The following is an 11,479-nucleotide window of genomic DNA, read 5'->3' on the forward strand; positions in this document are numbered from 1 at the left end:
TTGCTTCTTGTCTACATCGTAAGTAAAAAGTGCTCTTTTCCCATTTTCATCATCTTGGGTAATATAAACCACGCTTGGATCTCTGGTGAAACCTTCAAAATAAAAAGGTCTATTTTCTCTTAGCATATTATAATCAAATAACGTTTCCCAGGCCGAACTTTTGCCTTTACGGTAAAAAGAAATATGCCTAAAGGTGTCTTTACCTCTAATTTCTTGTGTGCCTTCCGCATATCGGACGTTATGCTTTTGATCTGTTACCCATACATCAACACTACGGCGGCTTCGAATAATGCGGGACCTTTTACGCGTTTTGATATTCACCTTATAGACGGCCGGTTCGTCACCGGCATCAATATCTAACTGAAGCAATATGTGGTCAGGATCATCTTTTAAAATATCAACGATCGTATCTTGAATTTGCGGTTGTCTTTTTACAAAGGCTCTCCTGAGCCTATCATATTTTTTAAACCTAAGCGGGTTTATTTGTTCTTTGCCGTCCCAAGTCATCGAGACCAAACGTCTTTGAATCTTAACCTGTAAACTTCGACCGCGATCCTCATGGCCACGAAATCTTATGCTAGCTAATATTCTGTCAGTTGATGCCCAAATGGCCCAATTATAGTCCCCCTCTTTACTAGGAATTATATTTTCAATTCCATCAGGGTCGTCAAGTTTTCTTGTCACAAGCATAACTTTGCTATTAATATTGCGTAACATTAAAATTTTTGAGCCATCGGGGGATATTTTTACGGATAAGACATCCGGAATACTGCCAAAGTCTTCTGCAGAAATATTTTTTGCAATCAATACGTTAGGTTTAATAAAAAATAAAACAAATAACAACTTAAGGTAGCGCATATATTATTCCGAATTGATAAATCACCGTACCCAATCTTTAATAGTTGCACATTAATTATAAACTTTCAAGACTAAGCGAGCAAACAATGACAAATGAAATACCATTTTACATCGATATAATTGGCTGGATAGGCGCAAGTTCATTATTACTCGCTTATCTTCTCATCTCAAATGGGAAGTTAATAGCATCCACTTATTCATATCAAGGTTTAAATGCTTTAGGCAGTATATGCTTAATTATCAACACATATTCTTATGGCACAATACCTTTAGTAATGCTCAATAGCATTTGGCTTCTGATCGGCTTAAACACTTTGCGCAATATTAAGAAACCGGCACAATAAGACTAATAGGTTTTTCTGAAGATTTTATTGTAATAGGTAATGGGCCAAAATAATCCCCATCAATTTGCACATCTTCACTATGATTAGAAGATATAGAAAGTGTTTTAGTTTTAACAATTTCTAAATACGATAAATTTTTAATATTATTTCGTGATATGGCCCAAAAGAATTTGATTAATCCAACTAGACCTTTTTTCTTCAACATTACAATATGCAGATATTGATCATAAATTGTTGCCTCAGGCGCACAAATATATTCACCTGCATATAATTTTCCTTTTGCGATAATTGTGCAAAAACTTTTGTACTCATCTGCATTAATAGTCACATTGTGACTTTGAAAACTGGACTTAAATAATTCAATTATAAACGAAATTACATAGGCTAATTTGCTAATCTTTCTCTTAAGTTTTAAATTTACATTTTTTACAGATGACGCGTCAATGCCAACACTCGCCATTAATGAAAAACATTTTCCATTGATAAGTGCTGGATAAATATATTTAGTCTTTTCTTGCATTAATGTACGAGCAACATCCTCAGGCGTTAATTTAAGCCCCATTTCTCTTGCAAGAACACTAACAGTTCCAAGAGGAATAATGCCTAATTTCTTATCACTTCCATAAATACCGTTAATGACTTCATTTATGGTTCCATCCCCACCTGCCGCAATTAAAATAGTGTAATTAATATTGTTTTTTAAATTTGCCGCTATTTCAATAGCATGCCCTGGGTATTCTGTCGCATATAAGGTAACTTTTTTCGCATTAGATTCTAATATTTTTATGGCACGCTCTAAGAATTTTTTTCTATGCTGTTCTGCATTAGGATTATATATAATTGCGATATTATCAGCATTTTCCATAAGCACTTAATTTCATCAGAATAAATTTAAATTATTTTATATTTATATTAACACTTTATATTATATTTTTAAGCATGAATTGTGTTAATCTATATTATTAACTTCAAGCTGAGCCGAGATCATTTTTAATAAAAACAAACTTATAGCATTACCTTTTATTTCTATACTCAGCCTTACTGCTTGCGGCGGTGGTGGTGGTAGCGTTGAAACGACGGCCTCTCCCACAAGTAATACCCCTAATCCTGTTCCTACACCTACGCCGAGACCACCATTTGTATATAATACCACGGAGTTTCGCACTTCTGAGGCACTATCACAAATTAATGCACAAGACGCATATTTAGATTATTCGTTTGGCAATGGCGTATTGGTTGCAGTAATCGATTCAGGTGTAACAGAAGTACCTGAACTTGAAGGTCAATTACACCCAAACAGCACAAATATTGTCACATCTGATCCTGACGACATTGATGATTTTAGTGGCCATGGTACAGCAATGGCAGGAATCATAGCTGCAAAACGCGATCTGGATACCAATAATAATCCATTCAATATGCACGGTGTCGCTTTTGAAGCAGAAATATTAAATATTAATGCAACGAATGCGACAAATTGTCCTGACCTAGAGAATTGCTCATTTTTTCATTCAGATACAGCAAAAGCATATGACTACGCTGTTGAAAATAATGTTGATGTAATTAATGAAAGCCTAGGTTCAGATAGTTTTAGTCCCGTTAGTTTGCAATTAGCGATGCAACGCGCCGTTGAAGCAGACATCGTCATTGTAGTACCTGCAGGAAATATTGAAGCTGGGGCTCCTGCTGGCACGGGCGATAGTGCTCAACTATCGTCTGCGGTTGCCTATGCACCCTGGGCTAATGGACAAATAATCATTGCAGGTTCAGTAGATAGAGACAATACAATATCTGATTTTAGTTATCGCGCTGGCGTTGATGCCATGAATGTCTATTTAATGGCTCCAGGAAGCGATATCATTGCGCCTGACTATGATATAAATAGTGGTTATGATTATATACAAACGAACGGTACCTCAGCCTCTACAGCTGTTATTTCAGGAGCCGCAGCTCTGCTAATTGACGCATTTCCAAATTTATCAGCATCTCAAGTCACTAACCTCTTGTTTACAACAGCAACAGATCTTGGGGCCCCAGGAGTAGATGATATATATGGACGCGGCCTTATCAATCTTGAGGAAGCATTTTCGGCTCAAGGTCAATTAACGATCGCAGGAAGTGGTTTTGCCGCCGCCACAGAAATTGGAAATAATGGAAGTGTTTCAAGTCAAAATTTAATCTTCTCTGGTGGTGCTTTTGGCTCCGACATTTCATTTTCAAACGCGCTTGACGATATTATGGTTACAGATAGTTATAATCGTTCATTTAACGTCGATCTTACAAAAGGGATACATTTGCCAACTCCCTCTGTTAATTTAGACGGCTATATGAATGGCGCAATGACAAATCGTTATCATGCGTTTTCGATTAATGAAAATATGAATATAAGAATGGGGTGGCAATATGATGATCGATTTAATGAAAATAATAATCGATATTTTTCCAACCATTTAGGCGCCAATAACGAAGTCGGCAATCTTAGAATGGCTGTTTCATTTCAAATGTCAGAAAATAATATAGCAAGTGCCTCAACCGGTATGTCGCTCGCTGAATTGATGGAAGATTTTAGACCTGATGATTATATCGCACCAAATAATCATGGTTTTAATGCCCTACAAGCCCCTAACAACACAAGTGCCGCCTCTATAAAAACGAGAACAGGCAAGAAAACCACGATGGAATTTGCGTATTCTGCGAGTGAGCAAACCGTTGGCGAAAACATCGCGCCTCAACGTCTAAATATCAGAAATTCTATATTCTTAAACCGTGTAAATCATCAACTGACAAATAAAATGTCCCTTTCTTTTGATATGGGTGTCATGAATGAAGAAGGAAGCGTACTCGGTGCCGTCTCTACTGGCGTATTAAGGATTGGTGACGGCGCAAGAACAGGGTTTGTTGGCGCAAAATTTGATTACACTCTTTCAAACAAAAGCTCTCTTTACGGTCGGGCTACTTATGGCATAACAGATGTTGATGCGGTTGCTGGCACTTTACTTGGCAATATTTCTACCCTGAAATCCCAAAGCTATCTTGTGGGCATCAAATCATTAGGACTACTGCGTGATGAAGATCAGATTTCATTGACATTCAGCCAGCCGTTAAAACTTACATCAGGCAATGCGACAATTAGTAACGTTGCAGAACGAAATTATGAAAATAATAGCTATAGAATGGCTTTTAATCGCGTAAATCTAGGCCCTAGTGGCACGGAGAGAGATATAGAGTTATCATATTCAATGGCCAATTTTTATGGTGCGAGAATGCAAATTAACTTGCTACATCAATTTAATCCAGGGCATGTTAGAACGATCAAAGGGGCAACAAGTCTTTTACTTAGATTAGGATCAAATTTTTAAATGAAAAAAATATTATTTGTTATCGCAATTATTTTTTATAGCCCATTCATAGCGGCACAAACCTCAGAAATTGAAAATGTACCACTCGAAAAAATGGCAATGCTTGATAGCATCCTAGGAAAATGGCATACCGTGCAATATGCTTATGAAAATGATGCCTGGAAACAAATTGCTACCTCGAAAGTGACTTAATCTAAGAAATTAAAAGGTAAAATGATTGCCGAAGAAATTCATGATCTCGAACCTGATAATGTTTTTATTGTAGAAACTTTTATTTCTTATGATCAATACCGCAATCTTTAACGAATTGCGGCCGTAGATGATACCTTTGGTTTAAAGGATATTTATGAGGGTGACTTTATTTCCCCTGAAAAATTCCAAGTTACCAATTTACGAGCAGGCACAAACTTTCCAACAGATGATGGCGGTGAAATGTATTTCAGACTTACATTTACAGAAATTGACAATGATACCCGTGAATTTCTTGTTGAACGTTCTACTGACAATGGTATGAGCTGGAGCCCAATGAATATGAATAAAATGAGTCGTGAAAAATAATGGCTGAAATTTTATCTTTTTCAAAAGCTCGTAAAATAGACGCAAAGCAAAAGAATGAAAAAAGAGCCGATGAAAACCGCATTAAATTCGGACGAACCAAAGCGGAAAAAGAATTAGCGAAAAGCAAACAAGAGAAAAATAAAAAGAAAATCGACGATCATCTAATTGACCGTTAATCAGTGGCCTCTTTATAAAATTCCGGTAAATGTTTTTTCACCACTTCACTATCCTCTGCCCAAGCATGACAACTGTTTAAAACCATTGGTTTAAGGGTTTCTTTTTCGGCTTTGCTTTTCTGGCTCGCATTTTTTTGAATATTACCCATTAATGTTTGAAAAGACACCGTGGCAAGCGGCGCAAGCAATTCCGTTATATGTGTGCATCCATTTCTTCCCTTTACTTTTTCATTGATGGCACGACGCCACCCTCGCCCAATCCTAATACCAACAAGCTCACGATAAGCACTGGTAATAATAGGACACATTTCAAAAGGGCTATTATCTGTTACCGCCTCAACATCTTTGACTAAGAAAGTTCCATCAATGGTTAACCTCACCCACATTTCATGAATCGGCTCACCGGCCGCAATGCCGTTCCTCCATTGATTTTCAACATCATAACTTTTGATATCAGTCATATGGACCTCAATATCCCAGAGGTCATCCTCGCGCTTATACCCATTAAGTTCAATACTACGTGTATGTAAATATTTTCGTGCGGCTGGGGTTGATAATGGCATCAATTTACTTTCGTTTATTAAACATCTTGCCAGTTATATCGGAACATTAAATAATAGTCATGTCATAATAATCATGGAATTCATCCACAAATTGCGCTAAGTGAAGCTTAAAGCAACAAGGATTTTAATATGTCAGCAAAAAAAGCAGTCGTTTTGCTCAGTGGTGGACTTGATAGTTCAACGTGTGTGGCTATTGCAAAAGACCAGGGGTTTGAAGTTTATGGTCTTAGTTTTAGCTATGGACAGCGTGATAATCATGAACTTAATGCTGCTCGTAAAGTAGCGAAATCAATGAATATCAATCGCCATGAAATCATCGATATTGATTTGCGTGCCTTTGGTGGTTCTGCCTTAACCGATGACATAGATGTCCCAAAAGGAAGGTCAGAAGAAGAAATTGACGATGAAATCCCTGTGACCTACGTCCCTGCCCGAAATACAATTTTTCTCTCTTTTGCGCTCGCTTTTGCGGAAACAATCGAAAGCAACGATATATTCATCGGGGTTAATGCGTTGGACTATAGTGGTTATCCAGACTGTCGCCCTGAATATATTACATCATTTCAAGAAATGGCGCGGCTAGCCACTAAAATCGGTGTTGAAGGTGATGATGGTGTACGCATAAACACACCCCTTATTGATATGACAAAAGCTGAAATCATAAAAACCGGGCTTTCGCTCGGTGTTGATTATTCCATGACCACTAGCTGTTATGATCCCGCGCAGGATGGATCCGCATGTGGCGAGTGCGATAGTTGCTTGCTAAGATTAAAAGGGTTTAAAGAAGCAAGTGGAATAGATCCAATTAGGTATAAGCAACAAAATGACCTATAGTGTAAAAGAAATTTTTTATACCCTACAAGGCGAAGGCGCGCATACCGGCAGGCCATCCGTATTTTGCCGTTTTAGTGGCTGTAATTTCTGGTCAGGCCTTGAAAAAGATCGCGCCGCGGCTGCTTGTACTTTTTGTGACACAGATTTTATCGGCACAAATGGCCAAAACGGCGGAAAATTTAATACTGCTGAGGAGCTCGCTGAAAAAGCATGGTCATTTTGGCCAAAATCATCAAATGGAAAGCCCTATATTGTCTGCACAGGTGGAGAACCTCTCCTCCAGCTTGATGTTGAACTCATTAAAGCATTTCAAGCTAAAGGTTTTGAAGTGGCCGTTGAAACCAATGGCAGCCTTCCTGCACCAAAAGAACTTGATTGGATCTGCGTAAGCCCAAAAGATTTAAATCAATTCGTTCAAAAGACGGGCGATGAATTAAAACTTGTCTATCCACAAACGGCGATTAAACCGAATGATGTAGCACATTTGAACTACACGAATTTTTTCTTACAACCACTTGATGAAAAAGAAAATAATCATGTTCAAGAAACCGTAAAATATTGTCAAGAAAATCCCCAATGGCGCTTAAGCCTTCAAACTCATAAAATTATCGGCATTGAATAAGAAATTAGCTTTCAGACGTTTTTTTTCTAAAGATCGCAATACCAAACATTGCCATAACAAGCGCGACAATAAAATTAAGATAATTTAAGAAAGCCCAAGGTGCATAATCAAACACCGATACGCCCATTGCGCCACTATAAAACGCACCACCGAGTGACCATGGCATTAAGGGTGTGATTAACGTTGTACTTTCTTCAATGGTTCTTGAAAGCATTCTTCTTCTAAGACCAAATTCTTCGTACTTTTTATTAAAAAGCTGGGCCGTAAGCACAATTGAAATATAGGATTGCCCCGTTGCGATGCTCGCGATGATCCCGGTGATCATCGTTGCGGCTAATAATTGCACAATGTTTTTAAGATGACTTAATGTGCCCTCAAGCATTGCTTTAATATAACCAATGCCATCTAAAATTCCACCAAGAGCCATTGCAAATAATGCGATGGTCAATGTTCCCATCATTCCTAATATGCCACCACGATTAAGCAACCGATCAAGGTCCGCATTACCAGTTTCAGCGCTATACCCGTTTTGAAGGCTGTTTAAAATTGATACGAAATCATGGTCTTGCTGGAATAATGCGATCAAAACGGCAACCGCAGATGCCGTTATCATGCTTGGCTCTGCGGGAATACGTTTAAAGCTCATCCCAAACAACACAATCAAGGGCACAAAGCCAAGTAAACTCACCACGAAATTTGCTTCAATTGCCGCCTTAAAAGCCATGATACCATCAGTTGATAGTGATTGATCCGCATATTCCAAACCGATAATCGAAAATATAATCAAACAAATGATATAGGTTGGCACGGTTGTATAAAGCATCGCTTTTATGTGGGTATATAAATCTGTTCCGGTTGATAATGCCGCCATATTGGTCGTATCAGATACGGGCGACATTTTATCACCAAAACTGGCCCCCGCAATCACCATCCCTGCAACAATCGGAAGCGGCACGCCCATGGCCGCACCAATACCGATTAAAATAACACCGACCGTTGCCACTGTTCCAACCATCGTCCCAACACAAACCGACATAAAACTACATAAAATCATACCAACGGGTAAGAAAACTGCCGGATGAACTAAATCAAGACCATAATAGACAAGCGTCGTAATTGTTCCGCTTTCAAGGAAGCTAGCGACGACAACACCAATAAGAATAAAGATATATACGGCCCCAAGCGCATTACTAATCCCATCAGACATGATCTTCTTGAGTTCTAAGAAACTGTAGCCAAGAAAATAACTATGAATCATGGCCCAGATGATACTGAGCATCAATAAAACTTGAATGCTGATGCGAAAGGCGACCACTCCGGCGACAATCATAATAAGAATGCCACCAAAGCAAATCAGCGCATGCCAGAAACTCGGAACCCTATGCGTTGTCAAGCTAAACTCCCCTCTTTTAGCTTAACTATACAACTTTACTACCATCCCTCAAGGACATATTTACCAATCGCTCGGCCTTCTTCGATTGTTGCATGAACTTTTCTAACGTTGTCTGCATTAATTGGACTTACCACTTCGCCTGTGGTTGTCACGAGTTCACCGCTATCGATCATCGCTGCCGTTTCCGATAAAAGCGCGTTAATTTCATCCATATCGTCCGTTTCATGCATGGAACGGGTAAACATGAACTCAAATGCAAAAGTCGCACTCTTAGGTTTTAAGAGATCTAGATTACCATCTTCAAAGAAATCAACAATTGTACAAATCTTACCTTGCGGTTTAATCACGTCCGTTATTGTTTTCCAATACCCCGCGATATTTGTTAAACAAAGTACATAATCAACATTGGTGTGGCCTATTGCATCCAATTGTTCAGCAATATCTTCATAATGATTAATTGTGTGATCCGCACCACGTGCTTTACACCAGTCGGCACTTTCTTCGCGTGAAGCTGTCGCAATAATTTCAAGATTCCCAAGCTTTTTAGCAAGCTGAATTGCAATTGAACCAACGCCCCCTGCTCCGCCAATCATCAAGATTGATTTACCGCCATCTTTACTACCTTTTGAAACACCAAGGCGTTCAAATAATGCTTCCCATGCTGTAATCGTCGTAAGCGGCAATGCTGCAGCATCAGCAAACCCCAGCGAAGTTGGTTTCTTCGCGGCAATTCGTTCATCAACAAGTTGGTATTCGCTGTTTGATCCGGGTTTTGTGATACATCCTGCATAATAAACTTCATCACCGACATTAAACATACTGACATCATCGCCAATCGCTGAAACAACACCTGCAGCGTCCCACCCCAGAATACGTAACGTTTCATCAGGATGTGGGCGCTTTCTTATTTTAGTATCTACGGGGTTTACCGAAATTGCTTTAACTTCTACAAGTATATTACGCCCTGTGGCTTCCGGTTTATCAATTTCTACATCTAAAAATGCTTCATCTTCGTTCACTTGAAGCGCTTTATATGATCCAACAGCTTTCATTAATTCTTCCTTATTATTTTTATAAAATCAGATAACAACAGTTATATATCATGATTATTTTTTAAAAAGACTTTTTTTAAACATCATTTTCTGCTTAATTGGGGCACATAAAGTTTTTTGAGGCAAAATTCTACAGGGATCATTCAAAACCATGAAAAAAATAATCATTTCAATTCTCGCATTTTCATTATTAAGCGTCGCTGCAAGTGCTGATGCACTTAAGGAAAAAATTATTCCAATGCGTGAACGCGCCAAAGTAATGGATGATCTTTTAAAACATCGCCTTGATACATTGGTCCCTGAATTAATGCGCCGTGAAGGTATTGATGCCTGGGTGATCATGTCACGCGAATATAACGAAGATCCAGTTTTAAAAACCATGCTTCCGGCCACGTGGTTAAGCGCACGTCGCCGTACGGTTCTTATTTTCCTTGATCATGGCCCTGAAAAAGGCGTTGAGCGGCTCGCTGCGGCTCGCTACGGCGTTACAGACATCTTTAAAGGAAGTTGGAACCCAGAAGAACAGCCCGATCAATGGCAACGCATCGCTGATATACTTAATGAATTCGATCCCAAAAGAATTGGCCTTAACTATTCTGATGACTGGGCACATGCGGATGGTCTTGTTTATTCAGAACGCCGTGATTTTGTAAATGCAATTCCGGATCGCCTACGTACACGTCTTGTTTCTGCTGAACGACTTTCCGTAGGCTGGCTTGAGACCCGCACTGAAAAAGAAATGGAAGTTTACGAGCATGTTATGGACGTTGCACACAGTATTATTGCCGAAGGTTTCTCAGGAAAAATTGTAACACCAGGCGTAACAACCCATGAAGATCTAAAATGGTGGTACCGTCAACGTGTGCGTGACCTTGGACTAACATCATGGTTCCATACAACCATTGAATCAGAGCGTTCGGATGCGTCCAAGAAACATATTGCTGACAATAACCTTGATCCAGGCGTGATTTATAAAGGCGATCATGTTCATATTGATTTTGGGATTGCTTATCTTGATCTTATGACGGACACACAACAAAATGCTTATGTACTTCGTGATGGCGAAAGTGATGCACCGGATATTTTAAAAGAAGCGCACCGAAAAGGAAATCGCCTTCAAGACATCCTGACAAATCATTTCCAAGTGGGCAGAACCGGCAATGAAATTCTTCTATTAACGCGCGAGCAATCCATTGCGGAAAATATTGGTCCTAGCATATATAGCCATCCTATCGGACTTCATGGCCATGCTGCTGGAACGACAATCGGCATGTGGGATAAGCAAGAAGGCGTGCCAGGTAGCGGAGATTATCCATTACATGCAAACACGGCTTATGCAATCGAGTTAACAGCATACGTTGATATTCCAACATGGAGCAGTGAACCATTTAAAGTGAAACTTGAACAGGATGCTTTTTATGATGGAGAGACCACCAATTATATCAATGGTCGTCAAACCAATTACCACATCATCGATCCAAAAGAAGGACAGCCGGATGAGGGCAAAGTAAAAATCAATAACTAAGATTTTTTACTTATTAAATCAGTATTAATCCTTTGCATGTTATCAAAATGATACGGCAAAGGATTTTTGCTATTAGTATATATTAAGTTGGAAAAGTTACATGCAGGCAAAACAAAAAGATTGCTTTATATGGCCTTTGGGTGGGCAATGTTCATTCTTGGGTTTATTGGCGCCTTCTTGCCTGTTCTTCCGACA

The 11,479-nt window shown here is 39.1% G+C and carries 14 protein-coding genes; 8 read left to right on the plus strand and 6 right to left on the minus strand.

All coding sequences use genetic code 11. From position 1 onward, the window contains the following. Positions 1-858 (minus strand): hypothetical protein (locus tag ACTF6W_RS10015; protein WP_438994402.1); only part of this gene is annotated, 858 nt, incomplete at its 3' end. Positions 859-944: 86 nt separating this feature from the next. On the opposite strand from ACTF6W_RS10015, the gene ACTF6W_RS10020 reads away from it, so the two are divergent. Further along, a complete protein-coding gene (locus ACTF6W_RS10020; protein WP_438994403.1) occupies positions 945-1,202 on the plus strand; it encodes a CBU_0592 family membrane protein in 258 nt (85 codons plus the stop codon). On the opposite strand, the gene ACTF6W_RS10025 is transcribed toward ACTF6W_RS10020, so the two are convergent. Continuing rightward, positions 1,183-2,067: a diacylglycerol/lipid kinase family protein gene (locus tag ACTF6W_RS10025; protein WP_438994404.1), complete on the minus strand. Its 885-nt coding sequence runs from the start codon at positions 2,065-2,067 to the stop codon at positions 1,183-1,185. The genes ACTF6W_RS10020 and ACTF6W_RS10025 overlap by 20 nt on opposite strands. 84 nt (positions 2,068-2,151) lie before the next feature. After that, positions 2,152-2,355, minus strand: a complete 204-nt coding sequence (locus ACTF6W_RS10030; protein ID WP_438994405.1) for a hypothetical protein — start codon at positions 2,353-2,355, stop codon at positions 2,152-2,154. 79 nt (positions 2,356-2,434) lie between these two features. On the opposite strand from ACTF6W_RS10030, the gene ACTF6W_RS10035 reads away from it, so the two are divergent. From ACTF6W_RS10035 to ACTF6W_RS10050, 4 genes are all read left to right on the plus strand, one after another. Then, on the plus strand, positions 2,435-4,561 hold the full coding sequence (locus tag ACTF6W_RS10035) for a S8 family peptidase (RefSeq protein WP_438994406.1): 2,127 nt from the start codon (positions 2,435-2,437) through the stop codon (positions 4,559-4,561). Further along, positions 4,562-4,753 (plus strand): hypothetical protein, encoded by a 192-nt coding sequence (locus ACTF6W_RS10040; protein WP_438994407.1) that lies wholly within the window; start codon positions 4,562-4,564, stop codon positions 4,751-4,753. Between the two features lie 240 nt (positions 4,754-4,993). Then, positions 4,994-5,119 (plus strand): hypothetical protein, encoded by a 126-nt coding sequence (locus tag ACTF6W_RS10045; RefSeq protein ID WP_438994408.1) that lies wholly within the window; start codon positions 4,994-4,996, stop codon positions 5,117-5,119. After that, complete coding sequence (locus ACTF6W_RS10050) at positions 5,119-5,295, plus strand: DUF4169 family protein (RefSeq protein ID WP_438994409.1); 177 nt, start codon at positions 5,119-5,121, stop codon at positions 5,293-5,295. The genes ACTF6W_RS10045 and ACTF6W_RS10050 overlap by 1 nt, the downstream gene beginning before the upstream one ends. Here ACTF6W_RS10050 and ACTF6W_RS10055 read toward each other — a convergent pair. Then, positions 5,292-5,858, minus strand: coding sequence for a DUF2889 domain-containing protein (locus tag ACTF6W_RS10055; RefSeq protein WP_438994410.1), 567 nt, complete (start codon positions 5,856-5,858; stop codon positions 5,292-5,294). The two genes, ACTF6W_RS10050 and ACTF6W_RS10055, sit on opposite strands and share 4 nt — an antisense overlap. Positions 5,859-5,987: 129 nt before the next feature. Here ACTF6W_RS10055 and queC point away from each other — a divergent pair, with 129 nt between their 5' ends. Continuing rightward, positions 5,988-6,692, plus strand: a complete 705-nt coding sequence (queC, locus tag ACTF6W_RS10060; protein WP_438994411.1) for a 7-cyano-7-deazaguanine synthase QueC — start codon at positions 5,988-5,990, stop codon at positions 6,690-6,692. After that, positions 6,682-7,314 carry a 7-carboxy-7-deazaguanine synthase gene (gene queE, locus ACTF6W_RS10065; protein WP_438994412.1) on the plus strand — a complete coding sequence of 211 codons (633 nt, stop codon included), beginning with the start codon at positions 6,682-6,684 and terminating at the stop codon, positions 7,312-7,314. Before queC ends, queE begins: the two co-directional genes overlap by 11 nt. A 4-nt stretch (positions 7,315-7,318) precedes the next feature. On the opposite strand, the gene nhaC is transcribed toward queE, so the two are convergent. Together nhaC and ACTF6W_RS10075 are read right to left on the minus strand one after the other, a co-directional pair. Beyond that, positions 7,319-8,707 carry a Na+/H+ antiporter NhaC gene (nhaC, locus tag ACTF6W_RS10070; RefSeq protein ID WP_438994413.1) on the minus strand — a complete coding sequence of 463 codons (1,389 nt, stop codon included), beginning with the start codon at positions 8,705-8,707 and terminating at the stop codon, positions 7,319-7,321. 38 nt (positions 8,708-8,745) lie between these two features. Continuing rightward, positions 8,746-9,759: a zinc-binding alcohol dehydrogenase family protein gene (locus tag ACTF6W_RS10075; RefSeq protein WP_438994414.1), complete on the minus strand. Its 1,014-nt coding sequence runs from the start codon at positions 9,757-9,759 to the stop codon at positions 8,746-8,748. A 151-nt stretch (positions 9,760-9,910) separates the two neighbouring features. On the opposite strand from ACTF6W_RS10075, the gene ACTF6W_RS10080 reads away from it, so the two are divergent. Continuing rightward, on the plus strand, positions 9,911-11,284 hold the full coding sequence (locus tag ACTF6W_RS10080) for a M24 family metallopeptidase (protein WP_438994415.1): 1,374 nt from the start codon (positions 9,911-9,913) through the stop codon (positions 11,282-11,284). Positions 11,285-11,479: the final 195 nt, after the last annotated feature.

The organism is Pseudemcibacter sp., from assembly GCF_965661635.1.
In the GTDB taxonomy this organism is placed as follows: domain Bacteria; phylum Pseudomonadota; class Alphaproteobacteria; order Sphingomonadales; family Emcibacteraceae; genus Pseudemcibacter.

Bases quoted from the DNA above. Each gene is read 5' to 3' on its own strand.
- ACTF6W_RS10040 (WP_438994407.1), top strand. From the start codon at position 4,562: ATGAAAAAAATATTATTTGTTATCGCAATTATTTTTTATAGCCCATTC.
- ACTF6W_RS10020 (WP_438994403.1), top strand. From the start codon at position 945: ATGACAAATGAAATACCATTTTACATCGATATAATTGGCTGGATAGGC.
- ACTF6W_RS10025 (WP_438994404.1), bottom strand. From the start codon at position 2,067: ATGGAAAATGCTGATAATATCGCAATTATATATAATCCTAATGCAGAA.
- ACTF6W_RS10050 (WP_438994409.1), top strand. From the start codon at position 5,119: ATGGCTGAAATTTTATCTTTTTCAAAAGCTCGTAAAATAGACGCAAAG.
- queC (WP_438994411.1), top strand. From the start codon at position 5,988: ATGTCAGCAAAAAAAGCAGTCGTTTTGCTCAGTGGTGGACTTGATAGT.
- ACTF6W_RS10055 (WP_438994410.1), bottom strand. From the start codon at position 5,858: ATGCCATTATCAACCCCAGCCGCACGAAAATATTTACATACACGTAGT.
- ACTF6W_RS10080 (WP_438994415.1), top strand. From the start codon at position 9,911: ATGAAAAAAATAATCATTTCAATTCTCGCATTTTCATTATTAAGCGTC.
- queE (WP_438994412.1), top strand. From the start codon at position 6,682: ATGACCTATAGTGTAAAAGAAATTTTTTATACCCTACAAGGCGAAGGC.
- ACTF6W_RS10045 (WP_438994408.1), top strand. From the start codon at position 4,994: ATGTATTTCAGACTTACATTTACAGAAATTGACAATGATACCCGTGAA.
- ACTF6W_RS10075 (WP_438994414.1), bottom strand. From the start codon at position 9,759: ATGAAAGCTGTTGGATCATATAAAGCGCTTCAAGTGAACGAAGATGAA.